This window comes from Ammoniphilus soli (genome assembly GCF_040813775.1).
The window spans coordinates 416599-440823 of sequence record NZ_JBEGDL010000003.1 but is presented as its reverse complement, the minus strand read 5'-3'; the positions used below and the strand labels follow the sequence as shown (position 1 = coordinate 440823).

Here is a 24225-nt window from a genome sequence, read left to right as displayed (position 1 = left end):
AAATTATATAAGAAAAAGCGCAGAACGAATTACTTAATAAGTACTGCTTATTCAGCTGCTAAGTTTTTTTCGATCGGTATAATCGCTTTTCTTTTGATATGGACTATTTACTACCAAAATTTCAGTTTAATTAAAGGACATAATGAGGCAAATGTGGATCTTATGGAGTACAGCGATTAGCTGAAAAGTGGAGTATCATATTTAACTGTTGGCTAAAAAAGATCATTCGTTTGAATGATCTTTTTTTCTTTTTACTATAATAACAGCATCTTCATGAATCCGAGGAAGGTGAATAGGTAAAGGACTCTTATCTATCTTTCACACAACTATAACAGTAGTTTAATAGATTAATATAAATAAGAATAGAGAGGTGATGTATATGAGTTGGCAATATGGATTATTATTCAGCAATGCAGATGTTTTTTTAGTTTGGTTTAAAAATGTAAGTTTAACAGCCCAATTCAATGCAATTCATGTTCACCACACACACTCTCCAAACCATTCCCACTTTAAAGGAAATAATCATCGGGAGCTTCAAGATGGAATGAGGGACTATCACGTTAAAACAAAAGGATGGGATGATATCGCTCAGCACATTACCATATTCCCTGATGGAAAGATTATGACCGGACGCAATCCAGACCAAATGCCTGCATCAGCTATAGGGTATAACGGAAGTGAAGATATCCATCCATTTATGTTTGAAATGATCGGTAACTTTGATAAAGGGAATGATGTACTGCTTGGACAACAGTTAGAAACTGCTATTAAAATTTGTAAACATTGGAGAAGTAAAGGTTCAGAAGTTGTATTCCATCGTGAGTGTTTAATCAACGGAAAGGAACCAAAAAGTTGTCCAGGCACTGGAATCGATAAACAGTGGTTTATGGATCTTGTAGAAAAAGAAAGTGCTTATATGATGAAACCAGAAGATGCAAACAAGATCATTAGGTTTCCAGGTGTAGCTTGGGAATTGGTTGTAGACAAAGCAAGTAAGGATGAATTTAACCGCCTTGCTAATGAGCTGAGGAAGGTGAGTGGGCAAGAGGTGAAGTAGCAACTTGGGTGGTCTCTTAAAAAAATAACCATGAAAGCCTTTACAATGTAACTGCTTGGATATACAATAATACTATGTTTGTTGGGCTTGAAACTATATTAAACGATTAAGGGGAGGCATTCTTCTTATGCCAAAATGTTATCGTTTCCAAAATAAACCGTTAATTGAACAATTAATCATTGAGAAGGAACAGTTAAAAGAAGAAGTCATGCGTTCTGACATTACCTGGCAGGAGAGAATGGACCTCTATGCACAAATCAAGTCGATTAAAGAGGAAATCAAGGGATACTTAAGGTTTCAAGAAGATACCTTAGAAATCATTTAAACTAGAAGCAAGTAAAGAAGGGCCGATTATCCGTATAGAGGTAATCGGTTTTTTACTGTTTAAGTTCACTAAAGTGCTATAGTGAACAAACTCTCTTTAAATGTGTCCATTTAGTTACAATTCGTGATTACAGCTTATTTACTTTGGGCATTCTACAGATACTAAAACATTTATCAAATAAGGAGTAGATCCCATGCATGTAGTCATTGCTACAGGAATTGGAGCGCTTATTGGATTTGTGGCACTTGGGTTTTATAGTCTTTAAGGATAAAGCGAAAAAACTCTCCATCATATTGGAGAGTTCTTTTTGTTATTGTATGGCGAACCAATTTTTATTTTTCTTGCTATGCAGTAAAAACTCGTTTGCGGCCGCTGCGAATAAGTACAGGTACTTTTCTTAAATTATTTTCTGCATGGGTGTTTTCCTTATGGCAATCGATGCAGTGTTTATCGTATTCTTCTTCTTCAAATTTACTCAATGAAATTCCACAAGACTTACAGCTTTTCTTAAAATATTCCATTTCCTACACTCCTATATTTTTTATTTTATCTGTATATTCTTTATAAAAATATAATATCGCAATATTCGACATAAGTCAAGTTGTTAAGCAAAAGTTATGCCAAAAATATGGAGGATTCTTTTTTTATGGAAGAATAACAGAACAAGGGGATATCAGCTACGCAGCTAAAATCCCCTTGTTTATAATGGAGGCTTACATTTTTTCTAGTGCATGTTCCCAGGAAGGAAAATAAAATAGAGCGTTCCTCATCAGCTGGGGATGCTTTTCCTTCACTTTTTTCTTGGATAACGGTTCTCCCTTTTCTTTCAATTGTCTCAACTTCGTCAATACATCTTCCATCTTCATGTCAGCCTGCATCTACTTCACTCCTTATAAGTTAGTGATGACTGTCACTTGAGGGATTTTCCATTTTTATTCTATCATAATTTATAAGAATAGTCTAATTTGATAAAAAACACCAAAGTCCTCTTCTGTCATTGACTTTTTGGTTTTTTCCCAATAAGCTATGATTTTAACTCATAAAATCTAGATAGTTGCAAAGAATTTAACAAAGACGAATGGTGAAGACAAAGAGGAGATGAAAACGATGCAAGCTGGTCAGATGGAAACATTAGAGGTCGTTCGGAAGGCACAGTTCGGATACTTTTTAAGTGATGGAGAAAACGACATTTTGCTGCATAAGAACGAAGCGGAGAAAGAGTTCAAAGAAGGGGAAAAGGTCTCCGTGTTTATATATATGGATCATGAAGAGCGCTTAGCCGCTACGATGAAAAAACCCCGTATCGTCTATGGGGAATTTAAATGGCTCGATGTAACCGACGTGAATCGCAAAATGGGTGTATTCCTGGATATGGGAATTCAAAAGGAATTGCTATTGTCAAAGGATGATTTGCCTCAAGATCGAGCTGCTTGGCCGCTTAAGGGAGATCGGGTATTCGTCGGTCTCAAGCATGATAAGAAGGGAAGGCTGTTAGCGAAGCTAGGATTAGATGTAGAGCTCGCGGAGATGGAAGAACAAGCAGGGAAAAACATGATCAATAAAGAGGTAACAGGGTATGTGTACCGAGTCATTGCCTTAGGTGCATTTATGTATACTGATGAGCAGCATATCGGATTTATCCACCGGGAGGATATGAAGGGTTCGATTCGCCTAGGACAAAAGGTAACCGCAAGAGTGAAAAGTATTCGGGAGGACGGGCGTCTTAATCTTACTCAAAATCCAAGCAAAGCGGTCGCCTATCAGGAAGATGCTGAAATCATCTATCAGATCCTTCAGGATCGAGGGGGCGCTATGCCGTTTTCTGATCAGACCGACCCTGAAACCATTCGGCAAAAGTTCAGCATCAGCAAGGCGGCTTTCAAGAGGGCGCTTGGGAAGCTGATGAAGGAAAATAAAATCTATCAAGAGGATGGATGGACATATTTAAGTACAATTAAGCAAAAATAATAGGAAGCATGAAAGCATATCTATTCTGAAGGGAGCGGAGCGCATGGACTTCTGGCAGGGAGACGCTCATCTGACCATCCTAAGTTTTGTGATTCGGGCAACGGTTGCGTATCTGTTTCTTTTTAGCATCATCAAGTTTCTAGGCCAGAGAACAATGAGCACCTTGCAAGCTCAGGATTTTTTATTTGCCATTGTCATTGGGGATGTCATCGGAGAGCCGCTTGTCAACGGGGAAGTCAGCCTGGCAGGACCACTTGCTGTAGCATTGACTCTTACCGGCATTCATTACTTCACCACCTTAATGGCTTTGAAATCCTCAAAGTTTCGCAGGTTTGTTGATGAGGAACCTAGGTTGCTCGTATCAAGGGGGAAAATTTTGAGAAACATGATGAGGCGCTCCAAGGTGACTTTAGATATGCTGCTGATGTCGGCTAGAATGAATAATGTAACAAGGCTGTCCGACGTAGAGCTTGCCATTCTAGAACCCAATGGGGAGATTAGCATCATAACGAAGGGACAGGCAAATCCGGTAACCCCGAAGGACCTTGAGTTGCCTGTTTCTGAGGTGAGGATGCCGTCGGTACTCATAGAGGATGGAAACGTGATTTATAAGAATTTAAAGAACCATAAACTTACAGAAGAATGGCTGCTCGAGCAATTGCAGCAGCAGGGAATCAATTCTCCCAAAGAAGTATTCTTGGCTCTGCTGGAAGCGGATGGAGCTCTTTATGTCAGCAAGCAGGAAGAGCCCTATATGAGGTAAGCTTGTACACTAAAGAATCGAAGTAATCGGGAAGTGGGGCAGGAAGCATGCCTATGGGTAGATGTCCTTCCACTTCTTCAGTTTTTTTGCCACAGACCAATCCTCGTGTTTAATGGGAACGGAGAGAAGCTGCAGGGTTTTTTGCACAAAGCGGCGAAAGATGGCATTGGTTTTCACCGATTCGATAAATGGCTCTCTTTCCATATTGAAAGTATTGGCCATAAGTTGGAGCATATGTGCTTGCCAGATTTCCTTTGCAGAGGAACAGGCAGCAGGAATATCGGGAAAGCGATAGAAGGAGCCATCAAAGGATAATGCCCGATCGAAATAATAGGCATAAAATTCATTAGGGACTACGCCACACTCCAGCTTGAGTTTTTGGGCGCGATGAGAAGCAATAGAATAAACGCTTTCTGTTTGGGTAATGTGCTGAAACTGTGGTTCGTCATAGAAAGTGAGCCAGACTTGGCATCTTACCCCTTTCATTGGGCCAAGCATCGCAGGAAGAGCCCCATATTTGGTCATGTAGGCCGCATAAATGACGTCAGTATCCAGCAATTTTCCTTTCAAGTTAATGACAATGTCACTTAGTTTCAGATTTAAGCTGTACTTGTACTTCAGCTGTGCCAGGCAGACGTTGGAACCGTAGCTTAGAACCGGATATCTTTCTTCTATAGGGCATACTTTCTGTTCCTTTAAAAAATCCGCTATCGAGATTAATTGGCCCTTGTATTTGACCAGGAGCTGGCTAGGGTTGCCGAATCCAGTGATCCGATAGGCTTTGTTATTCATATAAATAAAGGAATGGTTTGGCGTAGGGCCAGGGTAGATGTCTGGGTGGTCATAAGGTGAAAGATGAAGAGGCTTATTAAAAGTATACATCTCTAAATGTCCTCCCTTAACGCTAATTCTTTCATACTATGCAGATCAACTAAATAATGTGCGTCTTGTATGTGATGTAAAGGGTGACAAAACTAGAAGAAAGAAGTGTCTTTTCGCCAAAGGATTCGACAGGCCCAAAATAGAAAAGGGATGTTAAGAATACTTTCGGGAGGAGAGTGCATCATTATGGAAAATATGAAAAAAATGCATCAGTTGACGAGTGCTGCTTTACGGTTTGTTCAAGATGTTAATGATTATGCCAAAAGCCGGGGATATATCTTGCTTCAGGAAGAACCCATTATTCATCTGCGAACGGAAGAGCGCTTGTCCATGACCATTACGCAACCCATTTATGTAGCAGCCAGTGACATTGAATTAACGGTATCCGCCTATCTTGAAGAAGGCGAGGCAGAAGAAATAGTTGTAGAAACAACGTTTGAATGTTTGATTGGTGATACGTTAAATCTTCATGAAGTCTATGGCTTTTTACAAAAGATGCGTAGTGTACGCACGAATCATTTTTTCATATGTGTCCGCGGCTCTGAAGAAGATGGTTTTTGTGATGAAGAAATTTCCGTGATTCAGCGCAAAAAACATAATATAAGGAATGATAACACGTTCGAGCAGTGGGATGAGCTCATTAGATTGTTTCAAAAGGGACAGAGTCCGTGTGAGCCCATGATCCCGTATAACCCGGAAGTTACGCCGTAGAGTTTAGGACTCTGCGGCTTTTTTCTGTTACAATAGAGTGGGTGAATCGAATGAACAAGAAAAATATGCAGAGAATATTGGAAACTCTAAAGGATATGTACCCGGATGCGCACTGCGAGCTGAATCATGCCAACGCATTTGAGCTCACGATTGCGGTGCTGCTCAGCGCTCAATGTACGGACAAGAAAGTAAATCAGGTAACCGAAAATTTGTTCCAAAAATATAAAACGCCATGGGACTATTTATCGGTTCCGTTAGAAGAGCTGGAGCAAGATATTAAGCAAATCGGCTTGTTCCGGAGTAAAGCAAAAAATATCCAAAAGCTGTGCAGAGCATTAATTGAGCAGCATAATGGCGAAGTTCCGCAAGCGCATGAGGAATTAACGAAATTGGCAGGCGTAGGCAGAAAGACAGCGAATGTGGTCGTTTCTAATGCCTTTGGCGTGCCCGCCATTGCTGTTGATACGCATGTAGAGAGGGTGAGCAAGCGATTAGGGGTTTGCAAGTGGAAAGATAGTGTATTGGAAGTAGAGAAAACACTGATGAAAAAGGTTCCTCAGGAAGAGTGGACCGAAACTCATCATCGGCTGATCTTTTTTGGCCGTTATCACTGCAAAGCGCAGTCCCCAGCGTGTGAAATCTGTCCGCTTGCCGATTTATGCCGGGAGGGGAAGAAACGTTTGAAGGATCAGAGATGAGTGCTGATCCTTCTTTTTTGCGCTTCTGAGAGGGGGGATAGGTGATATCACCATGTTTATTGCCTTAAGTACAAGTGCCGTTACGGCAATTGTGTATAGACAATAGGATATACCATCTCTATCACACGGCAAAGGAGATGATAAAAAAGTGCTACACATGTCAAAAGCCATCACTGAAAGGATGAGCTTTCATAAGGCGATCGCCGGCGTTGGCTATCAGCTGCTTCGAATGAAGCGGATGAGCACAAGGATTTCAGCCATCCAGCCGGAAGACAAACTTAGGCTGTCTCGCAGGCTCCGAAATTTTCATCTGATGCTCCAATGGATGAAATACAAGGTGAATCCGAATGGAACTTCATCTTTAGTCAGAATTCGGGTTGGAAAAAGAATGTTATTGGTCAATCGGGCGGTATTGGTGCGCCGAAGAACAAGAGTCAATAGGAATAATGTCCAACAGCTAACCATGAGAGTACGGTTGCACCGAATCATGCGAGATTTAGGTAAGATTCGTTCCGGTCTTCCTCAATTTCTGCAGACAGTCAGTTCACAGCAAAAAGAGAGAATATTACAATATCTAACGATGTTTCATCATAATTTTAGTCTGGTTACTAGAAAAGCTCCAAGCAGAGGGTTACCGCCTTCACGCGTTAAAAAGATGACGGGGAGCATCGCCGTAGAGAAGACCGTTGAAAAGAAACAATCCCTTCACATTTCAGAGAAGAAAAGAAGCAGCAGGAAGGAATCACATTCAAGCAACATAGAAACCCATACAATAAAGAGTAAGAAGCCAACTTTAAAGGAAACAGCCCCTATCCGGAATAACAAGATGGAAGAGGTACCAAAAGAGAGATCGAAAGAAAGTCCAAAGAATGATCAATCCAATATTCTAACAGAGAATAAGAAGCCGAAGTTAAGCGGACTAGGAAAAGCAGCCAAAGTTACCAAGGAAACTATTGCCAAGAAGAAGTTAGAAAAGAAGATTGTTAAAAGTGACATCGGCAAGAAAGAGACCGAGCAAAAACAAGAGATGCAAAAACAAGAGATGCAAAAACCTAAACTTCCGAAGGAAGAACAAAAAACCAACCCAAAACCAGCACAAGAGTCCCAACAAAAGGCGGAAAAAAAGCCAGCAGTAAAACCAGCACAAAAATCAGTACAAGAGTCGCAACAAAAGGTAGAAAAAAAGCCAGCAACAAAGCCAGCTCTGAAAGCCCCAAGTAAGCCCAAACCCTTCCTTGACGAGATACCCTATGAAGAACCGATTGAAAAAAATACGGAGATTCAGGAGGAAAGTGAAGCAGAAAGTTCATATTCTGAATCCATACAGGAGTTTATTGATGCATTATAGGGGAGAGGCAAGCGAATGGAGAGGCTTAACGGGATAAAGTCCGACTATTAAGGGAAAATGGGGTGGCCATTGAAGAGATAACAGGAGAATCTCAGGCTATTTCGGTGAAACGCTCGAAAAAAGGGTGTTTCACGAATGCTAGCGGGAATTTCTCCTGTTATTTTGGCATTTTTGAGATGATATTGATCGATAACAGGAAAAACTCCTGTTATATTAAAGCTTCAACCTAAATCTTTTTGAAGTTCTCAATGATTTGTTCGTATTCATCCTCACGGCCTTCAAATCGGTCCGGGGTAAAGTGGGCCTGAACCCAGTTCATCAGCTCTGGGCGGCTATGAAAGATGTGTTTATCCTCACCCCACTCGGTGGTAATCTCCCTCACTTCGATTTTCGTACCTTTCGTTTCTGCCACAATCATATTCCATTTATCCTGCTTGAAGATTTCATACTTTGCCATAATCTTTTCGACGTCCTTCCTGAATGTAAAAGTTCAACAATAGTGTTCCCTTGCCTTGACTTTCTTCCCAAGAAATTATTGGGCTGGCTGGGGCGCAGCTGGTTCGGCGGGCGGGATCCGAGGCAGATTGCCAATGCCAATATATTTATCATATATATCCAGAATTCCTCGCGCAATATAAGAAGCAGAATTTGTTCCCCTACCACCTTCAGGGACTACGACCGCAATCGCGATCTTGGGATTATCCGCAGGAGCAAAGCCAATAAATGTGGCGTTCTCCACACGGCGATCTTTTTTCCACTTTCCTTCTTCATATTCTACATACATATCTTGCTCTGAAGTACCCGTCTTTGCTGCCACTGCATATGGAAAGCCTTGAAACGGCAACACAGCTGTACCGCCAGGTCGGGTTACCATTTTCATTCCATCGAAAACGACTTTCCAATAAGAATCGGATATCTCCATCTCGCTGAGCACTTCCGGTTCAACTGGTTCAAATTTGCCATTTTTCTCAATGCGGTCCACGATTTGAGGGCGGAGTCTCTTGCCCTTGTTCGCAAGCGCAGTCGCGTATTGAGCCAACTGCATGGCAGTATACCGTTCCTGCTGTCCAAAAGAGGCTTGAACGAGTGCAGCTAACGCACTAATTCTCTTGCTGGTGTCAACATAGTCCTCGAGCCCTTTGCTTTCAAAGGGCAATTTGACTCCGGTCTGGACTCCCAGCCCAAAGTTGTGATGGTAACGCTGAAAAGTCTGCACGGAGTTCCCTTTTCCTACCAGATTTTCCGCAATCCTTGCCATGTACGTATTGGAGGACTTCTGAAGGGCAATCTGCGGCGTCAGCCAGCCTAAATCCCGCCGACTGGCATTCGTAATCGAGTCTGTACCGCGACCATATCGGTACACTACAGCATCTCGCCAGCGGTCCCGTGGTGAAATGATTTTTTCATTGAGACCCATTAATACGGTCAGCGGCTTTACGACAGACCCCATCGGAACAAGCGAGCTTGGATGCCTTTCAGATTCCTTGATTGGTTTAGGCCGGGCATCATAGGGTGCAGTACGGATTGTACCGTTATTGATCGAAAACTGAATGTCATTGTAAACCTCTTGATCCACTCCGCGGATCCACTGATTGGGATCGTAATCGGGGTGGCTTACAATGGCTGCAATTTTGCCGGTTTGTGTTTCAATCGCCACTGCATAAGCGTTTTTCACTTGGCGAATATCACTGTGGGCACCGGGTTTTTGTCTTAGTTCTTTAAGGTAATTGGCTACAAATTGCTGGGCTTCCTTTTGTACGCGCTCATCAAACGTCAGAAAAAGATTATTGCCAGGGGTAGGCTTTGTAACGGAAACTTCTTCCAACAGTGTTCCTCTGGCATTGACGAGAAGCTTCTTGGCTCCATTCTGCCCGGCTAATATATCTTCGTAACTGAATTCCACTCCGTCCATGCCCACGTATTGATTAGGGAGGTACGTATCCTTTCTTTCTTTATAATAATTTTCTGTTGCTCTTGCGGTTTCGGCAACAGCATAAGGGCGAACGTAGCCAATGGTCTGGACTGCGATGCGATCTTCCCCTTCACGATAAAAGCGCACGGGTTTGACGACCACTTCAATTCCCTTTAAAGCTGTACGCTGTTCGGATAGGATGGAGATTTCCGTGTCCTTAAGGTCAAATTTCAAATCTTTCTCCAGGAATTTAGGATCTTTTCGAACGACTCGTTCTCCTTTAGCATCGTATCCTGCGTCCATCTTTTTTAAGACTTCCTCGACCGGCAATTGCAGGATAGGTGAAACTTGATTCGCTAGGTAAAGAATATAATCCTTCGTCATCCAGTCTTCTTCCCGAAAAACTGCAGTGTAGGAGACCTTGTTATCTACCAGGACTTCTCCATTCCTGTCGAGGATCTTACCGCGGGGTGCCGCAATGGGAATGGTTTGAATGGATTTTTCCGTTGCAATTTTCAGGTATTCTTCCCCTTTGGCAATCTGGACAATCGACAACCGAAAAATCAAAGCGGCGAAAAAAATGAACACGATCGTAAACAGCAATTGAATGCGCCGAGAGATCAGCGTTTGCTGATGCTTCTTTTTCTCCTCATTATTGTAGTTGTATATCATATTCCAAATCCTCTTTCTATGCTAACTATTGTATGGCTTATTCACAGCCGCCTGGCATAAAGGGGCAGTCTCCTCTTTAGCTTACCCCAACATTTTATCAGATTTTGCTTTGATATGCTCTATTGTCTCGATAGGTTGTGAAAGGTAAAAAAGGGCGAATTAGAACAGGGGTTTCCTGCATAGTATATAAAACCAAAAACCTTAGGAGCCATGGGGAAATTCAATTAGAGGGTGAGAGGATTATGAAAACGAAGGTTCGTTTTAAGAAGGGAGACATGGTCAGGGTCATAAATCCTAATAATCATTTCTTTGATGAAGTGGCAGAAATCCTCATGTTCGATGAATTCACCAACAAGTATCTCCTGCAGTTTAACAATGGTTACAAATGTGAAATGTATCATTACGACTTAGTCAAGTATTTATCACACAAGGAACAAAAGGCTCTTCAAAAAGCGCATTTATTTCAACTGGCAGATTTGGCACTCAATGTCAATGATCGTGATTGGTTTGAAAGAATCACGAAACGATTGAAGGACTTTAAAGAATAAGGCGTAATTCGGAAGGTCTACAGAATCAAATGTAGGACCTTCCTTTTTGTATTTTATATTTCTAACCATTCCGTTTCACGAATGACCCGTTCTCGTTCCTTCTTAAGAAATTCCAATTTCTTCTTTTCTTCCTCTACGCGAATTTCCTCTTCCAACAGACTTACGTTTAACGGTTGTTTTCTGACCAAGCTTAAATAGGAAAGCAAGGCAACTTTCAGCTGTTTTTCGTCCGGCTCTATCGTGGTAACCGTCCTTTGTAAATAAGCGGAGATGGGGAAAAATAACTTTTGATCCAGCGGCTTAAGCCAACGGGGAATAATCATAACCCCAGCTAGGCCGATCAGAGCGGCAGCATTGCCTCCAAGCGGGAAAAAGCTGAGCAGAAACAATAAATAAAAAATGACCACTCCATTCGTAGAGCAATGGCGATTCACAATCGAACAGCTTCGGATTTCGCTTAATGAGCGATAAGTCTTTGGTCCTTGGTGGCTGAACACTTTATGTTCCGCACCATGATATTGCTTTAATGGATAAGGAAAAATGAAGTGATAGCCAAAGGCAGCAAGCAGGATCCAATAAAATGGAAACCCTGGCTGGATTCCCACCCAAAGAACTAAGGCAATCATTCCAATTATAAAATAAAGCGGTATTGTCAAGACAGTTTGTTTGATGAAGAACAAGAGGCCTGAAGCGTCATAAGGCAAAACCTTAGTCTGAATTTCCCCATTCTGATCGATCGTCGCATGAGCGATATGATCCTTATCCATATAGAAGATTCCCCTTGGATAAGACATGCCTCGTATCATATGTTTCTCCTATACTTATGTTTTCTTTTAGTTTAACATGCTTATCATCTTTTTTCATATCCTTGGGCCAAGCTAAAGAGTTTACTTTAGCTTTGGCAGGGAAAAATGGTAAGAAAAAAGTGGGGATCACGATGGAATTTAGCCTAGGTTATGGGAAAAGTCTAGTCCGGTTTGAGATGCCACCTGGTGTGGACTGCACAGAGATTGCATATCGTGCCGAAAGGCAGGAAGATGAAGCTGCCTTGATCCAGCAAGCCCTCAAGCAGCCAATAGGGAGTATGCCCCTTCAAACATTAGCTGCTGGTAAACGGAGCGCTGTGATCCTGATCAGTGATGCGAGCCGATTATCACCGAGCCATAAGTTCCTTCCTCTGCTTCTAGATGAACTGAGGGAAGGGGGGCTATCTCTCTCTCAGATTCAAGTTGTCGTGGCCCTGGGGATGCATCGAAAGCAGACGGAAAGGGAGCTGAAAGAATTAGTTGGTGAAGCGGTCTACGATTCCGTTCAAGTCATGAATCATTCCGCACTGCCAGCTGATTGTGTTTCATTAGGCACAACTGCATTAGGGACTCCTGTGGAGATCTTCAGGCCTGTGGCAGAATCCGAGCTTCGGATCGCAACCGGGAATATTGAACCTCATGGGTTGGCCGGTGTGTCAGGAGGGGTGAAGGCCTTAATGCCCGGAGTATCCTCACAGCGAAGCATTCAGCATAATCATTCCTTTTCTATGAAGTGGAAGACTCATCCTGGTGATCCCGAGAATCCTATAAGAAAAGACATGGAAGAGGCCTTGCAGTTCTTGCCCATTCACTTCTTATTCAATACGGTAGTCAACCATCGCCAGGAAATCCTTGGTGCCGCTGCAGGAGATATAAAGGAAGCCCATCGGATCTTGGCGGATCAAGCCAAAAAGAACTTTCTAGTCCCCATCCATCGGAAATTTGAAGCGGTGATCGCCTCTGCGGGAGGATATCCCAAGGATATGCAGCTGTATCAGGCTGTGAAAAGCTTGCAAAATGCATCAAAAGTCGTAAAGCCAGGCGGGAAGATCTTATTGATTGCGGAGTGCAAGGAGATGTTTGGGAATGGCCTTTTTCAATATTGGGTTGAAACTGTGCAAAACCCAAGCCGGATTACTCAGATGATGAAAGAGGAATTCGTTTTGGGTGCCCACAAGGTAACCCATATCGAGGAAGTATTGAGACAGCACGAAGTCTATTTTTATTCTGAAATTCCGGAAAGCACAATAGAGTTGTTAGGATTTAAGCCGGTGGCTGACTTGCAAGGCTGTATAGATCAACTCGTTCAGAACGGTTCGGTAGCTGTCATGCCGTACGCTGCATTAACTTTTCCCGTATATAATGAGTAAACATCGGTGACCCCATGCTATGGGGTCAGTCTTTGTTTATCCCCAGGGCCTGTTCTTCAATCGGGATCCTGACCATTTTAAGGAAGGCGTAGTTTATTATCGTCCATAGGATAGCTGTAAAAAAGGCTCCAAAAATAAGGGGGATAACCAAAATCTCTGTAATTACAATGAGATAGTTCGGATGCTTGAACCAGCGGTAGGGTCCGGATTTTACTAAGTCATTTTCCGGCAAGATATAAATTCGGGTATTCCAGCGAGGACCCAGGGATCGGATACACCAATAACGCAATACTTGCGTTCCTATAAAAATAGAAAAGGGAACAGCCCACCAGGAGGGTGGAACACTACCTAGCAAGGCCGATTCAATAAACAGTGACAATAAAAATCCGATGTGGATGAAAACGATATATTTATAATGCCCCTGACCTACTTCGTAGGCCCCTCTTTGTTGCAGCCAGCGGGCGTTTCTCCTGGCTAGCCATAATTCTCCCAGACGCTGTGTAACGAGCAAAGAAAAAAGAAGCAAAAAGAATGGGTTCATATGCCGGTTCCCTCCAACAAAAGCATTTCTGCACTGAATCCTGGACCCAGAGCGGCTACCAAGCCGAATTCCCCTGAAGAAATATCCTTTTCTTGAAGGAAGCGGTCTAGAACATGCAGTACGGTACAAGAAGACATATTTCCGTTCTCCCGAAGAATCTCTTCAGGTATTCTCAGTTTGTCTTTTGGAAGGTTAAGGGCTTGCTGGTAGGCCTCCAGCACTTTTCTTCCTCCAGGATGGAACAGGTAATGCTGCGGTTGAGCAGTTTGGGACTGCTGCAGGAAATCCAGCATATCCGGAACGGTCTTTTCCTTCACAATCGTAGGGATATCCCGGCTGAATATCACATGGAAGCCGGAGGAGGAGATGTCCCAGCCCATCACATCAAGGGTATCCGGCCATAAGGTACTCCTCGTGGCATGAATCTGAAGTCGGCCTTTCGCCCGATATTCGTCACCGCAGACTAATACTGCTGCCGCGCCATCGGCAAACAGGGAGGTGGCCACAAGATTGCTCTTGGTTAAGTCATTTCGTTGAAAAGTTAAGCCGCATAATTCCACAGCGACTAAGGCCACAATTCCTTCGGGATGCCCCAAGGCATACTCATAAGTGCGCGAGAGACCGGCGGCTCCACCTGCGCAGCCTAGGCCCCAAATGGGGGTGCGCTTGGTATGCTTGTTCGCTCTTAAGTCGTTGAGAATAAGAGCATCGATACTTGGTGTGGCTATCCCTGTCGTGGAGACAAAGTATAAATGAGAAATATCCTCAATTTTCAAATTGGCTTTTTTCAAGGCGTTTTCTAACGCTTGTCTAGCAAGGTCTTTTGCGGTACGGATGTAAAGCTCATTTTTCTCTTTAAACTGATGGGCTTCTTTGAACCAATCGAGAGGAACACAAAAATGGCGAGTATCGATCCCTGTATTTTCAAAAAGGTCTAACAGACGATCGATATCTGCGAAAACATCAGAAAACATGTCCCGAACGAACGGTTTTACATCGGACTGTCGGAAAGTGTAAGGAGGCTGTGCGGTACCTGTACTTAGTATGAATGGCAAAGGATTCCCTCCAATTCGTATTCCTAGCGGTAAGGTTATTATTACCAATATAGGAAAAAATCATGGGGGAAGCGGTGAAAAAAGGCTATCCTCAAACCGTCGATTATATCGACCTTTTGGGACAGCCTCTCTGATTAAGCCGTTTCTTCACACAATTTCTTCAATTCTTTCACGTGCTCAGCGAATACTTGCAAGGCATCTTCAACCGGTTTTGGAGTGGACATATCGACTCCAGCTTTCTTCAGCAGCTCTAGAGGGAAATCAGAGCCCCCGCTTTTCAAGAAGGTTAAGTAACGCTCAACCGCTGGCTCTCCTTCTTCTAAAATGGCTTTAGAAAGCGCAATCGCGGCGGAGAAGCCCGTTGCGTATTTGTACACGTAGAATGGATTGTAGAAGTGAGGAATCCGGCTCCATTCATTGGCTATTTCGGTGTCGTGTACAATCCCTTTTCCGTAGTATTCTTGGTTTAGCTTGAGGTAAACCTCTGAAAGGGATTCGGAGGTTAAGGATTCTCCTTTTTCCACCATCTCATGCGTGAGCTTTTCGAACTCAGCAAATTGAGTCTGCCGATATAACGTGGTGCGGAACTGATCTAAGAAGTAATTGATGAGATACATCTTGACCTTTTTATCTGTTGTGTTCTTGAGAAGATACTGCATCAATAACGCTTCATTAACAGTAGAGGCTACCTCGGCCACAAAAATGGTGTATTGGGCGTAAATAAAAGGCTGTTCCTTGTCTGAGTAAAAGCTGTGCATGGCATGGCCAACCTCATGCACAAGGGTAAACATACTGTTTAGATTATCCTGATGGTTAAGAAGCATGTAAGGGTGGGTGCCATAGGGACCCCACGCATAGGCACCGGATCGTTTTCCTTCGGATTCGTAAACATCGATCCAACCGCCCGTTTTCGCTTCATCCAGTACGCGAAGGTAATCCTCCCCAAGTGGAGCCAGTCCTTTTTTCATAGTGGAGTAGGCTTCTTCATAGGGGATCTCCATTTTCGCTTCTTGGATCAGCGGAGCGAATAAATCATACATATGGAGTTCGTCTACACCTAAAACCTTTTTCCTTAGGTCTAGGTAGTCATACATCGGCTGCAAATTGTTTTTTACCGTTTGAATGAGGTTGTTGTACACCTCAACAGGGACATTATCATCGTACAAAGACGCCTCTAAAGCAGATGGATATTTTCGAATGCGAGAATAAAACACATCCTTTTTGATACTGGACGACAGGGTGGCTGCAATTGTGTTCTTTTGCTGCAAATAGGGTTTGTAAAAAGTTTGGAACACCTCCTGTCGAACCTGTTGGTCAGGATGCTCAAGAAGTTGAGAGTATTTTCCCTTAGTGAGTTGAATTTCCTCTCCGTCTACCGTGACTGTGCCGAATTTCATGTCTGCATTATCAATCATGCCAAAAATAGTGCGCGGGGCAGAGGATAACTCTCCAACCTGAGCCACCAATTCTTCCTCTTTTTGGCTTAATGTATGTGCTTTTTTACGAAGGATCTTCATCAAGTATTTTTCATACAGGGCAAGCTTCGGCTCTTGCTGGAACCACTGCTTCAACTTGTCTTCGCTGATTTGGAGAATTTCAGGTACGATAAAAGATGTAGCTCCGTTGACTTGAACACTTAAGCTGGATGCGCGGTCAGATAAAGCCTGATATTTGCTGACCCGAGTGTCCTCGTCCTTTCTCATGGCTGCATAAACGTAAATGCGTTCCATTAATTTGCTGACTTCCACATCCAATTCCAAGCATTGCAGCAATTGCTCGGGTGATCTATCCAGAGTACCCTGAAGCTGGTTGATTTCTTTGCTGATTTTTTCTGCTTTTTTATATTCCTCTTCCCATTGGGATTCATCCGCATAAATATGTTCTAATTTCCACTTGTACTTCTCATCCATCTGAGCTCGATTCGATATTTGTTCAGCCATTATTCATCAACTCCCAGCCGTTTGTTTTTTTTCATCTTAGCCTATTTTTTCCTATTTTTAAAGTTAATCCTTCTTTTTGAAGAAAAAACTGGAATAACGTCTTTCCAACATAAAGAGAGGGCGCATTGTCCCTCTCTTCATAGGATTCGTGACCAACCGTTTTTCTCTTTAGAAAGCCATGTGTTGCATTTGATGCAACGATACCGGGTGACCCAAGGTTCGAGCAGATTGTCCTTTTTGCATCGGGGGCATTTCGATGCGATACTCGGGATTTTCAATAGGACTAAAGCCGCCAGCAGAGATGCAATGAAGAGATAATAGGAGACAAGAAAACCTGGCAGAACAAGGATAAGAGATAAAAGCAATAAGACAAGAGCAACTGGCTTTCTCCTTACCAAAAGTCATCCCTCCTTACCTATACATATGGCAGAGCTGTCCCATTCATGACGTCGGAATTAATCGCCATGATTCCTGCTGAGCAGCCAGATTCCGACCGGCATGAAGCAAGCGAAGGTAACCATTAAGTAGTAGGCTGGTCCTAATCCGAAATCGAAGCCAAAAATCATAAGCAAGAAAAAGCAAATTCGTCCTAGGCTGATGGAGAACTCGCGAAACACGAGTCTTTGCATCATTTCGCCTAGTTTTCTTTTCTTTTCTCCTGCCTCGTCTCCCGCCATTTGCGTGTAATGCAGGGATTTGGCTGGAATCCACATCAAGGGCAGGGAGACGGAGACGATGAGGTTAAAGAGAATAAACCAAGGGGCAGCGGATAACAGCAGAGTTAAAGTAACCATTACTGAGCTGATCATGCCCATCCCGAGGATGATATCTCGATTGGATTGTTTCAGAGAGCGTCCGACAAGCCAGAACATAAAGGAACTGATAGCACCAAAGAGTAGGTTCCAGGAGCCGAGCTGGAATTCATCCTGAAGGAAAAAGAAAAAAAATAGTCCGTAAGACATTTGAACAAAGGAAAAGTAAAACCCATAGGCTGCTGAAGTAAATCCCATTTTAGCCATCTGTTCATTTTCTGCTAAAAAAAAGTATCGTTTGCGATACGGTTCCTTCAGCTTCATGTTCGGAATAGAAGCGCTTAATAAGAATTGAAGGAGAAGAAGCCCGATAATCACCAGAAAGGTATGGCTATATCCTTGATTGGTAATAAAGAGACCGGCACAAAAAGGGGTAAGCAGTTGGGCTAAAGTAGCAATCGTCGACTCTATTCCGAGCAGATAGGATCGATTCCCTAGACGAGAGAGCCAGAGGATTTGCAGGTTAAATCCGATATAAAACAGACCGATATAGCCTCCGTACAAGATTCCAAGCACCGGCAAGATGTTTTCCATTGCCTGTCCTGTTTGAAATAAATAGATAAACAGACCTAAAGCTAAGATAGATGAAATCATGAACGTTGACCTTGTACCCAGGAACTGCAGCAAAAAGGCACCTGCTATAGAACCAAGAAATATGGAGGACACGGAGAACAGATTAAATACGCCGATGCCCCAAAAAGATTTGCCTTCATCCCAAAGGAAGATATTCAGGAATAGGTTGGCAAAAGCAAAGATGATGGAGAAAATCAGTTGATTGGCAAACAAAGATTTCAGCGGTGACAAGGAAATGAAGCGGCTTGGCATGGGCAACCCTCCTCTTCTTGCATGTATATTCCCCAATAGAACTGGAAATGTTAGGTAGGGTAGAAAGGTGCATTGAGGAGGAATCTATGCCAAAGAAGTGGTTGATATACGCTGTTTTTTCATGCCTTTTTGCCGGGCATGCCAATGCGGTAGAATCAATAGTTTATAAGGTTGAAAAAGGAGATACCCTGTGGCGTATAGCCCAGGTGTCGGGCGTTACTGTTGATCAGTTAAAGAAAGCCAATCAATTATCAGGTGACTTGATACGCGAAGGTGAAAAGCTAGTCATACCTTCAGACAGCAATAAGCTATATTCCAAAAGAGGAATTCAATTTACGAAGAAAGATTATGACTGGCTAGTGCGGATTATTGAAGCGGAAGCAGGCGGCGAATCCTTTGAGGGAAAGGTGGCTGTAGGCAGTGTGGTCCTCAATCGGGTTTTGCACGAGGACTATCCTGATACGATAACCGGGGTCGTTTTTCATAAAGTAAAGCACGTATATCAATTCTCTCCAGTAGGGGATGGAAGAATTCATAAGGTAGCGCCTTCCAAAGAGTCCTACCGGGCGGCACAAGCCGCTTTAAAAGGGATAGACCCCACGTCGGGGGCTCTATTCTTCTATAATCCCCACACGGCACGCAGTAAGTGGATTCGATCCAGAGTCGTGATTGCTGAAATCGGCAGACACAATTTTGCCTACTAGATAACGAAGTGATTATAAATTTTTTTATCGGTCTATTAAACAATAAGTAAAATATGGTACAATTAGCAACATGATTTTATAGGAGGGCTGGACATGAAATGTATTAGTGTATATACGAAGGATTTCGAAGTATTTTCGGATATCTGCGAAAAAATCCTTGAGCTTAATCTCGGAGAAAATGACGAAACCGAAGTTGACGGCATCACCGTTGCGGATGCTGGAGAAGTTCCCGATGATTATATTGAGAAAATGCGCCAGAAGCCTGAAGTAGCTGTCATGCGCATTAGGAAACAAGGCGTAATTATTCTCCAGCACGGGGAAGTATTTGAGATCCTTATCCCTACGGAAGAGGATGAAGAAACAGAGGAAACAGCTTAAAAGACCCTGGATACAGGGTCTTTTTATCTAGCGAGAAGAAAGCCAAGCAAAAAACCTGCTGCAAGGCCGCCCAGATGTCCTGTAACGCTGACTCCCGGCATAAAGGTGAAGACGACACCCAGGACAAGAATGGGGATAATCGTTTGCCTAGAATAATAGTCCATCAGATCTCGGCGATATTTTGTTAAGTAGGCAAACATGCCATAGACACCGAATATCGCTCCTGAGGCCCCGGCTGCCAGCATGGCAGAGGAGAAGAAGAACGTCATAATAAAACCAGCTACTCCAGATCCGAGATATAGAATGAGATAGCGGATTTTCCCCAACATGAATTCTAAACCCGGAGCAAAGATAAGTATGGCAAAACAATTAAATAGAAGATGCTCCCAGCCGATATGGAGAAAGATGGGGGCAATTAACCGATAAATCTCCCCTTCCAATATAAGAGGCTTGTAATAAGCCCCAAATCTCACTAAAGTATTTGGATTCGTTGAACCACCTGATATAGTCATGAATAGAAATATAATTATATTCAGTGAAAGGAATAAGGAGGTCAATGGGTACCTTTTTATGTAAGTCCTCCAATCCTCGTTGCGATAAAACCAGGACATGAACCGCTCCCCTTTCGGTTTGAATCGTTATGGACCTTGTTAAATCATTGGATATAATTTCTTTGTAACGACCACTATAACATATCTTTTCTTCCGTTGACCACATTACTCTCTCATCAACTTTTTATCAAAAATAATTCTAATCTAATATTGAATTTAATCAAAGAATGGGTATAATATTACTATAGACATAGTGGAAAAAGTAGAATAAGTTAAGCTTTGAAGGAGCGAATGGATTATGGCAAAGCTGAAACTAAAAAATAGAGAAATAAGTTCACCCGAGTACTTAAAGAAATTGCAGGACCTGCAGAAGGAAAGTGGAAAAGTGAAACGTTCCACGAAGCTTAAGGGATCCGTTGCGGCGACAGAGTAGGTTAAGAAAAAAGAGGAAGCAAGCAAATGCTTGCTTCCTTTTCTTTGCATGCGAAAATAAGCGATTAGTGATAGGGTTCTATTTCCACTTCTTCTTCAAAGATTTCACGGACATGGGGGACGATTTCGTTAATTCCCTTTTCCTCCAACCCCAGGCGCGTACAAATTTGATTGAATTGAGCTACTTTATCTTCAATTCTGCTCGTTCGCTGCCTCTCAATCTTCGCTAAAATCGTGTCCTCGATGGATCGATTCAAGCTGTTCAGTCTCCCTTCGTCTTGTAATTCTTAACATGCTATAGATAGCATGGCAGCCTCGGCTGCGATTTATTCCTGCAGCACCTGGTCGGCTCGTTATTATGGTATGTTAGAGCTTTGAAAAGCAGAATTTTTTTTCCTTTAATTTGGGTATAATAGATTAAAATGTGTTCGGTGAGTACCAGGAGGTGAAAAGGATGGACACGAAACTCATTAGTAACGTCGATATCATTGGAGATATCCATGGATGTTATGATGAATTGATCCTGCTCTTAGATCAGCTCGGTTATGGGGAAGACCATGGCTTATACCGCCATCCTCAGGACAGACTGCTTGTTTTTGTTGGGGACCTTTGTGATCGTGGTCCAAAAAGCCTGGATGTTCTAAAGCTAGTCAAGAATTTGGTGGAAGCGAAGCTGGCCTATCACTGTCCAGGTAATCATGACGATAAATTGTTGCGCTGGTGTCAGGGGAGAAGGGTACAAGTGAAGCATGGATTGGAAACAACCGTAGAGGAAATTGAGCGTACAAGCAATCCGACAGAAACAAAGCGCTGGATTGAAGCTTATCTTAAGAGTCTCCCCTTGTACCTTCAATTTGATCATGGGGACTTGGTCGTCGTCCATGCAGGAATTCGTGCAGATATGATCGGCACTAACCACAAACGGTTAAGGGATATCTGTCTTTACGGGTTCCCGACAGGAAAGCTGGATCACCATGGTTTGCCGGAACGTGATCCTGTTATTAAGCATTACCGGGGAAAGGCGTTACTGGTTCACGGACACACTCCTATTCCGGAGCCGCAATGGGAACAGAATGTCCTTAACATCGATACAGGATGTGTTTTTGGAGGAGCTTTAACTTGTTTTCGGTACCCCGAGAAAACGTTTGTTGAGGTCAAAGCCCTGCAGGTATATGGCGAAAGCAAAAGGTTTCAACTAAAATAGTCTTGCCTCTTATGAAGGCAAGACTATTTTTTTTATGATTCCGTGATGGTGATGTCCTTGATGTATATTTCCTCTGTAGGCTGGCTAGGTTCCCCTGTCGCAGGGTTATTCTTCACGCTGACACTCGAAATGGCTTCAACCGTTTCCATCCCCTCAATGACCCGTCCAAAAATAGTATAGTTCGGGTGAGCATTCAAGCTTTCGCTGTCTGCGCCGTTACAGATGAAAAATTGGCTGCCGTTTGTGTTAGGTCCTGCATTGGCCATAGCCACAATCCCTTTCTCATACTTGTGGGGAGAGGGCAGCTCGTCCGCGAATTGATACCCCGGGCCGCCGGCACCCGTTCCCGTCGGATCTCCGGTCTGGATCATGAATCCCTCCATAATTCGGTGAAACAAGACATTTTGATAGAATTGCTCTTTTGCAAGGAAAACGAAGTTGTTTACCGTTTGAGGAGCATCTTTGCTGAAGAGCTCGATTTTTATATCCCCCTTGTTCGTCGCGATCGTTGCCGAATAGGCTTTGTTTGGGTCGATTTGCATCTCTGGAGGGCTGTCCCACTTCTTGGTAGTCGTAGCTCCTCTATCGGATGCAGCCTGTTCCGGTTCCTCAGCGGCTCCACAGGCTGAGAGCAGGAAAAGGGAGAAACTTGCGATGAACAAAAAGAACCACTTTTTCATGTTTTCATCCTTTCTGGACAATAGATAGATACACCTCATTATACCCCATGATCAAGCATAGAATGAAGTATCTGAGTTCAGTTCCTATGAAGAGGAGAAGCATAATGAGGAAAACAGGGATTATCTTCATTTTATTTGTGATGGTTGCCGTCCTCTCCGTTGGCTGCAGCCAAGCTGAATCTTTACCTCCATCCCTACAGCCGCAATTCGTAGACCCAATCGAACAGCAGGAAATCCCTAATCCCCAGGAAGAACAAGCTGTCGATGTCCGACCCGCAGCTGCTGAAGGAGCGAAGGAGATAGAAGATCAGGTAGCAAGCGAAAATCAAGAAGTGGTACCAGAAGCTGAAAAAGCGTCTGCGGACACAGTTGCGGAGAATGTTCGGTTTCCCTATCCTGATGCTGTGCGGGGCGTTTATGTAACTGGTCATTCTGCTGGGGGTTCAAAATTTAAAGAACTTCTGGAACTGGTGAACTCCTCGGACTTGAATGCCATGGTCATTGATGTGAAGGACGATTATGGCTGGATTACCTTTAAGATGGAGGGAGCCCTGGAACCTTACAGTAAGCCTTTTATCAAAGATCCTTCCGGGTTACTTCAAACGTTAGCTGATCATCAGATCTACCCCATTGCACGGATTGTTGTCTTCAAAGATTCAGTACTGGCTAGCCGGGCTACGGAACTTTCATTTAAAACCAGTGGGCAAGTTTGGAAAAATCGACGAGGCGAGGCTTTTGTTAACCCTTTCCTGAAAAAGGTGTGGGAACATAATCTAGAGATAGCGAAGCATGCAGCGAAATTAGGGTTCCAGGAAATTCAATTTGATTATGTCCGCTTTCCGGAAGGCTTTGAGAAACGGGATAAAACCCTTTCCTATGGAATGGGGGAGTATACTCCAGAGAAGCTTGAGCCTAGACTCCTAGCGGAATGGGAAACGAAATATTCGAAATGGGAGGCTAGCCATAAAGAAGCCTGGGCACAGCAGCGAGAATCGCTATCTCCTGCAGATGCACTAGATGGAAGCCTGACGGCTCCTCCGGTATCTATTGATTTAGCAGGGCCCCCTAAGCCTAAGTATGATGCAGTTAAAGCCAGAGTGACGGCAGTTACCGATTTTGTTGAATATGCCAAAAAGGAGCTGCAGCCATATAATGTAAAGGTGTCTGTAGATATTTTCGGATATACCGCTACATTGCCCGAAGCGCCGGGGATTGGCCAGAATTTCACTTCAATTAGCAGCCATGTGGACGTAATCAGTTCAATGATTTATCCAAGCCATTGGGGTGCTGGGTATTTTCAAATCCCTAAACCGGATACAGATCCTTATCGCCTGGTGCAAGAGTATGCTAAAATGGAGAATCAAAAATTGGCGGCAATGGAAGCACCGCCTATATCCAGACCTTGGATTCAAGATTTTACAGCACCTTGGCTAGGGAAAGGAAACTATATTCCCTATGGGAAAAATGAAGTCGAATTGCAGATACGCGCTCTCAATGAAGCGGGAATCAAAGAGTTCCTGCTGTGGAACGCCGGGAATAGCTACACTCCAAATGTGGATTATACGCCGCTGAAATGAACGGATAGGTGAAGGCTAATCTGTTTGGATTAGTCTTCACGTTTTTTGTATGGCGAGAATATTTTAATAGGGATAGCCAATAGATGCGACTTAAAGGAAGGTGACTCCCTTGTTTGAGAATACGTTTCTTGACTTCGCCACCGTTTCGGCTGTTGTTGCAGCCTTTGTTTCCGTAGTAGGAAATGCGTTTAACATTGAGGTAAAATTCCGCTCCTTGTTGGCCATTTTATTGGGTGTGATTTTGGTCGTATTGCCTGTTTGGATGATGGAAAAAGTCATTACAGCATTACTGATCGGCTTGACAGCTAGCGGTGTCTATACACAAGTGAAAAAAAGAGATTATCAAGTACCCGATAATGATTCCTCTAATTTATCTGAACCGAAGGTGCCGAGGCCTCCAAAGATAAATGGGCCGGACGATGTATAAAGCAAGACAGGATTCCCTCCTCATCCCCATCTATCTAGC

General features: G+C 43.3%; 29 protein-coding genes. 15 read left to right on the top strand and 14 right to left on the bottom strand.

Annotated features, from left to right (window positions below; genetic code table 11):
• Window positions 1-379 precede the first annotated feature (379 nt).
• On the top strand, window positions 380-1057 hold the full coding sequence (locus tag ABLT31_RS09985) for a peptidoglycan recognition protein family protein (protein WP_367751233.1): 678 nt from the start codon (window positions 380-382) through the stop codon (window positions 1055-1057).
• A gap of 127 nt (window positions 1058-1184) precedes the next feature.
• Complete coding sequence (locus tag ABLT31_RS09980; protein ID WP_367751231.1) at window positions 1185-1382, top strand: hypothetical protein; 198 nt, start codon at window positions 1185-1187, stop codon at window positions 1380-1382.
• Window positions 1383-1726: 344 nt separating this feature from the next.
• Here ABLT31_RS09980 and ABLT31_RS09975 read toward each other — a convergent pair whose 3' ends face one another.
• Window positions 1727-1903, bottom strand: a complete 177-nt coding sequence (locus ABLT31_RS09975; protein WP_367751229.1) for a hypothetical protein — start codon at window positions 1901-1903, stop codon at window positions 1727-1729.
• A gap of 192 nt (window positions 1904-2095) precedes the next feature.
• Window positions 2096-2260 carry a hypothetical protein gene (locus tag ABLT31_RS09970; RefSeq protein ID WP_367751227.1) on the bottom strand — a complete coding sequence of 55 codons (165 nt, stop codon included), beginning with the start codon at window positions 2258-2260 and terminating at the stop codon, window positions 2096-2098.
• Between the two features lie 229 nt (window positions 2261-2489).
• On the opposite strand from ABLT31_RS09970, the gene ABLT31_RS09965 reads away from it, so the two are divergent.
• Window positions 2490-3350 carry a CvfB family protein gene (locus ABLT31_RS09965; RefSeq protein ID WP_367751225.1) on the top strand — a complete coding sequence of 287 codons (861 nt, stop codon included), beginning with the start codon at window positions 2490-2492 and terminating at the stop codon, window positions 3348-3350.
• Window positions 3351-3393: 43 nt separating this feature from the next.
• Complete coding sequence (locus ABLT31_RS09960) at window positions 3394-4113, top strand: YetF domain-containing protein (protein ID WP_367751223.1); 720 nt, start codon at window positions 3394-3396, stop codon at window positions 4111-4113.
• A gap of 51 nt (window positions 4114-4164) precedes the next feature.
• Here ABLT31_RS09960 and ABLT31_RS09955 read toward each other — a convergent pair whose 3' ends face one another.
• On the bottom strand, window positions 4165-4995 hold the full coding sequence (locus tag ABLT31_RS09955) for a hypothetical protein (protein WP_367751221.1): 831 nt from the start codon (window positions 4993-4995) through the stop codon (window positions 4165-4167).
• A gap of 186 nt (window positions 4996-5181) precedes the next feature.
• On the opposite strand from ABLT31_RS09955, the gene ABLT31_RS09950 reads away from it, so the two are divergent.
• The 3 genes from ABLT31_RS09950 (at window position 5182) to ABLT31_RS09940 (ending at window position 7752) form a co-directional block, all read left to right on the top strand.
• Window positions 5182-5706 (top strand): hypothetical protein, encoded by a 525-nt coding sequence (locus ABLT31_RS09950; protein WP_367751219.1) that lies wholly within the window; start codon window positions 5182-5184, stop codon window positions 5704-5706.
• A gap of 50 nt (window positions 5707-5756) precedes the next feature.
• Window positions 5757-6404 (top strand): endonuclease III, encoded by a 648-nt coding sequence (gene nth, locus ABLT31_RS09945; RefSeq protein ID WP_367751218.1) that lies wholly within the window; start codon window positions 5757-5759, stop codon window positions 6402-6404.
• A 157-nt stretch (window positions 6405-6561) separates the two neighbouring features.
• Window positions 6562-7752, top strand: coding sequence for a hypothetical protein (locus ABLT31_RS09940; RefSeq protein ID WP_367751216.1), 1191 nt, complete (start codon window positions 6562-6564; stop codon window positions 7750-7752).
• 226 nt (window positions 7753-7978) lie between these two features.
• Here ABLT31_RS09940 and ABLT31_RS09935 read toward each other — a convergent pair whose 3' ends face one another.
• Both ABLT31_RS09935 and ABLT31_RS09930 read right to left on the bottom strand, forming a co-directional pair.
• On the bottom strand, window positions 7979-8209 hold the full coding sequence (locus ABLT31_RS09935) for a hypothetical protein (RefSeq protein ID WP_367751214.1): 231 nt from the start codon (window positions 8207-8209) through the stop codon (window positions 7979-7981).
• A gap of 75 nt (window positions 8210-8284) precedes the next feature.
• Window positions 8285-10336: a peptidoglycan D,D-transpeptidase FtsI family protein gene (locus ABLT31_RS09930; RefSeq protein WP_367751212.1), complete on the bottom strand. Its 2052-nt coding sequence runs from the start codon at window positions 10334-10336 to the stop codon at window positions 8285-8287.
• 242 nt (window positions 10337-10578) lie between these two features.
• Between ABLT31_RS09930 and ABLT31_RS09925 the strand changes: the two genes are divergently transcribed.
• On the top strand, window positions 10579-10884 hold the full coding sequence (locus ABLT31_RS09925) for a hypothetical protein (RefSeq protein ID WP_367751210.1): 306 nt from the start codon (window positions 10579-10581) through the stop codon (window positions 10882-10884).
• A 53-nt stretch (window positions 10885-10937) separates the two neighbouring features.
• Here ABLT31_RS09925 and ABLT31_RS09920 read toward each other — a convergent pair whose 3' ends face one another.
• A complete protein-coding gene (locus ABLT31_RS09920) occupies window positions 10938-11651 on the bottom strand; it encodes a DUF1385 domain-containing protein (protein ID WP_367751208.1) in 714 nt (237 codons plus the stop codon).
• Window positions 11652-11707: 56 nt separating this feature from the next.
• Here ABLT31_RS09920 and ABLT31_RS09915 point away from each other — a divergent pair, with 56 nt between their 5' ends.
• Window positions 11708-13060, top strand: a complete 1353-nt coding sequence (locus ABLT31_RS09915; protein ID WP_367751206.1) for a nickel-dependent lactate racemase family protein — start codon at window positions 11708-11710, stop codon at window positions 13058-13060.
• Between the two features lie 25 nt (window positions 13061-13085).
• Here ABLT31_RS09915 and ABLT31_RS09910 read toward each other — a convergent pair whose 3' ends face one another.
• The 5 genes from ABLT31_RS09910 to ABLT31_RS09890 form a co-directional block, all read right to left on the bottom strand.
• Window positions 13086-13601, bottom strand: coding sequence for an isoprenylcysteine carboxyl methyltransferase family protein (locus ABLT31_RS09910; RefSeq protein WP_367751204.1), 516 nt, complete (start codon window positions 13599-13601; stop codon window positions 13086-13088).
• On the bottom strand, window positions 13598-14656 hold the full coding sequence (locus tag ABLT31_RS09905; protein ID WP_367751202.1) for a type III polyketide synthase: 1059 nt from the start codon (window positions 14654-14656) through the stop codon (window positions 13598-13600). The genes ABLT31_RS09910 and ABLT31_RS09905 overlap by 4 nt, the downstream gene beginning before the upstream one ends.
• A gap of 134 nt (window positions 14657-14790) precedes the next feature.
• The gene (gene pepF / locus ABLT31_RS09900) at window positions 14791-16596 is read right to left on the bottom strand and encodes an oligoendopeptidase F (RefSeq protein WP_367751200.1); all 1806 of its coding nucleotides are present in this window, start codon (window positions 16594-16596) and stop codon (window positions 14791-14793) included.
• Between the two features lie 137 nt (window positions 16597-16733).
• Complete coding sequence (locus tag ABLT31_RS09895; RefSeq protein WP_367751197.1) at window positions 16734-16994, bottom strand: hypothetical protein; 261 nt, start codon at window positions 16992-16994, stop codon at window positions 16734-16736.
• Window positions 16995-17051: 57 nt separating this feature from the next.
• Window positions 17052-18233, bottom strand: a complete 1182-nt coding sequence (locus ABLT31_RS09890; RefSeq protein WP_367751196.1) for an MFS transporter — start codon at window positions 18231-18233, stop codon at window positions 17052-17054.
• Window positions 18234-18319: 86 nt separating this feature from the next.
• On the opposite strand from ABLT31_RS09890, the gene ABLT31_RS09885 reads away from it, so the two are divergent.
• Together ABLT31_RS09885 and ABLT31_RS09880 are read left to right on the top strand one after the other, a co-directional pair.
• Window positions 18320-18937, top strand: coding sequence for a cell wall hydrolase (locus tag ABLT31_RS09885; RefSeq protein ID WP_367751194.1), 618 nt, complete (start codon window positions 18320-18322; stop codon window positions 18935-18937).
• Between the two features lie 93 nt (window positions 18938-19030).
• Window positions 19031-19315: an NAD/NADP transhydrogenase alpha subunit gene (locus ABLT31_RS09880; protein WP_367751191.1), complete on the top strand. Its 285-nt coding sequence runs from the start codon at window positions 19031-19033 to the stop codon at window positions 19313-19315.
• A 23-nt stretch (window positions 19316-19338) separates the two neighbouring features.
• Here ABLT31_RS09880 and ABLT31_RS09875 read toward each other — a convergent pair whose 3' ends face one another.
• Window positions 19339-19827 carry a rhomboid family intramembrane serine protease gene (locus tag ABLT31_RS09875; protein WP_367751189.1) on the bottom strand — a complete coding sequence of 163 codons (489 nt, stop codon included), beginning with the start codon at window positions 19825-19827 and terminating at the stop codon, window positions 19339-19341.
• A 337-nt stretch (window positions 19828-20164) separates the two neighbouring features.
• On the opposite strand from ABLT31_RS09875, the gene ABLT31_RS09870 reads away from it, so the two are divergent.
• Window positions 20165-20299: a hypothetical protein gene (locus ABLT31_RS09870; protein WP_367751187.1), complete on the top strand. Its 135-nt coding sequence runs from the start codon at window positions 20165-20167 to the stop codon at window positions 20297-20299.
• Between the two features lie 64 nt (window positions 20300-20363).
• Here the strand turns inward: ABLT31_RS09870 and ABLT31_RS09865 are convergent, their stop codons facing one another.
• On the bottom strand, window positions 20364-20555 hold the full coding sequence (locus ABLT31_RS09865; RefSeq protein ID WP_367751186.1) for a hypothetical protein: 192 nt from the start codon (window positions 20553-20555) through the stop codon (window positions 20364-20366).
• A 197-nt stretch (window positions 20556-20752) separates the two neighbouring features.
• Here ABLT31_RS09865 and prpE point away from each other — a divergent pair, with 197 nt between their 5' ends.
• On the top strand, window positions 20753-21502 hold the full coding sequence (prpE, locus tag ABLT31_RS09860) for a bis(5'-nucleosyl)-tetraphosphatase PrpE (protein ID WP_367751184.1): 750 nt from the start codon (window positions 20753-20755) through the stop codon (window positions 21500-21502).
• 32 nt (window positions 21503-21534) lie between these two features.
• Here prpE and ABLT31_RS09855 read toward each other — a convergent pair whose 3' ends face one another.
• Window positions 21535-22182, bottom strand: coding sequence for a peptidylprolyl isomerase (locus ABLT31_RS09855; RefSeq protein WP_367751182.1), 648 nt, complete (start codon window positions 22180-22182; stop codon window positions 21535-21537).
• Window positions 22183-22286: 104 nt separating this feature from the next.
• Here ABLT31_RS09855 and ABLT31_RS09850 point away from each other — a divergent pair, with 104 nt between their 5' ends.
• On the top strand, window positions 22287-23759 hold the full coding sequence (locus tag ABLT31_RS09850) for a putative glycoside hydrolase (protein WP_367751180.1): 1473 nt from the start codon (window positions 22287-22289) through the stop codon (window positions 23757-23759).
• A gap of 109 nt (window positions 23760-23868) precedes the next feature.
• Window positions 23869-24186, top strand: a complete 318-nt coding sequence (locus ABLT31_RS09845) for a hypothetical protein (RefSeq protein ID WP_367751178.1) — start codon at window positions 23869-23871, stop codon at window positions 24184-24186.
• Window positions 24187-24225 lie beyond the last annotated feature (39 nt).

What these genes read in the sequence shown, in the direction of transcription:
- ABLT31_RS09985 (WP_367751233.1), top strand. Translation starts at nt 380, where the DNA reads ATGAGTTGGCAATATGGATTATTATTCAGCAATGCAGATGTTTTTTTA.
- ABLT31_RS09980 (WP_367751231.1), top strand. Translation starts at nt 1,185, where the DNA reads ATGCCAAAATGTTATCGTTTCCAAAATAAACCGTTAATTGAACAATTA.
- ABLT31_RS09975 (WP_367751229.1), bottom strand. Translation starts at nt 1,903, where the DNA reads ATGGAATATTTTAAGAAAAGCTGTAAGTCTTGTGGAATTTCATTGAGT.
- ABLT31_RS09970 (WP_367751227.1), bottom strand. Translation starts at nt 2,260, where the DNA reads ATGCAGGCTGACATGAAGATGGAAGATGTATTGACGAAGTTGAGACAA.
- ABLT31_RS09965 (WP_367751225.1), top strand. Translation starts at nt 2,490, where the DNA reads ATGCAAGCTGGTCAGATGGAAACATTAGAGGTCGTTCGGAAGGCACAG.
- ABLT31_RS09960 (WP_367751223.1), top strand. Translation starts at nt 3,394, where the DNA reads ATGGACTTCTGGCAGGGAGACGCTCATCTGACCATCCTAAGTTTTGTG.
- ABLT31_RS09955 (WP_367751221.1), bottom strand. Translation starts at nt 4,995, where the DNA reads ATGTATACTTTTAATAAGCCTCTTCATCTTTCACCTTATGACCACCCA.
- ABLT31_RS09950 (WP_367751219.1), top strand. Translation starts at nt 5,182, where the DNA reads ATGGAAAATATGAAAAAAATGCATCAGTTGACGAGTGCTGCTTTACGG.
- nth (WP_367751218.1), top strand. Translation starts at nt 5,757, where the DNA reads ATGAACAAGAAAAATATGCAGAGAATATTGGAAACTCTAAAGGATATG.
- ABLT31_RS09940 (WP_367751216.1), top strand. Translation starts at nt 6,562, where the DNA reads ATGTCAAAAGCCATCACTGAAAGGATGAGCTTTCATAAGGCGATCGCC.
- ABLT31_RS09935 (WP_367751214.1), bottom strand. Translation starts at nt 8,209, where the DNA reads ATGGCAAAGTATGAAATCTTCAAGCAGGATAAATGGAATATGATTGTG.
- ABLT31_RS09930 (WP_367751212.1), bottom strand. Translation starts at nt 10,336, where the DNA reads ATGATATACAACTACAATAATGAGGAGAAAAAGAAGCATCAGCAAACG.
- ABLT31_RS09925 (WP_367751210.1), top strand. Translation starts at nt 10,579, where the DNA reads ATGAAAACGAAGGTTCGTTTTAAGAAGGGAGACATGGTCAGGGTCATA.
- ABLT31_RS09920 (WP_367751208.1), bottom strand. Translation starts at nt 11,651, where the DNA reads ATGGATAAGGATCATATCGCTCATGCGACGATCGATCAGAATGGGGAA.
- ABLT31_RS09915 (WP_367751206.1), top strand. Translation starts at nt 11,708, where the DNA reads ATGTTTTCTTTTAGTTTAACATGCTTATCATCTTTTTTCATATCCTTG.
- ABLT31_RS09910 (WP_367751204.1), bottom strand. Translation starts at nt 13,601, where the DNA reads ATGAACCCATTCTTTTTGCTTCTTTTTTCTTTGCTCGTTACACAGCGT.
- pepF (WP_367751200.1), bottom strand. Translation starts at nt 16,596, where the DNA reads ATGGCTGAACAAATATCGAATCGAGCTCAGATGGATGAGAAGTACAAG.
- ABLT31_RS09890 (WP_367751196.1), bottom strand. Translation starts at nt 18,233, where the DNA reads ATGCCAAGCCGCTTCATTTCCTTGTCACCGCTGAAATCTTTGTTTGCC.
- ABLT31_RS09885 (WP_367751194.1), top strand. Translation starts at nt 18,320, where the DNA reads ATGCCAAAGAAGTGGTTGATATACGCTGTTTTTTCATGCCTTTTTGCC.
- ABLT31_RS09880 (WP_367751191.1), top strand. Translation starts at nt 19,031, where the DNA reads ATGAAATGTATTAGTGTATATACGAAGGATTTCGAAGTATTTTCGGAT.
- ABLT31_RS09875 (WP_367751189.1), bottom strand. Translation starts at nt 19,827, where the DNA reads ATGACTATATCAGGTGGTTCAACGAATCCAAATACTTTAGTGAGATTT.
- ABLT31_RS09870 (WP_367751187.1), top strand. Translation starts at nt 20,165, where the DNA reads ATGGCAAAGCTGAAACTAAAAAATAGAGAAATAAGTTCACCCGAGTAC.
- prpE (WP_367751184.1), top strand. Translation starts at nt 20,753, where the DNA reads ATGGACACGAAACTCATTAGTAACGTCGATATCATTGGAGATATCCAT.
- ABLT31_RS09855 (WP_367751182.1), bottom strand. Translation starts at nt 22,182, where the DNA reads ATGAAAAAGTGGTTCTTTTTGTTCATCGCAAGTTTCTCCCTTTTCCTG.
- ABLT31_RS09850 (WP_367751180.1), top strand. Translation starts at nt 22,287, where the DNA reads ATGAGGAAAACAGGGATTATCTTCATTTTATTTGTGATGGTTGCCGTC.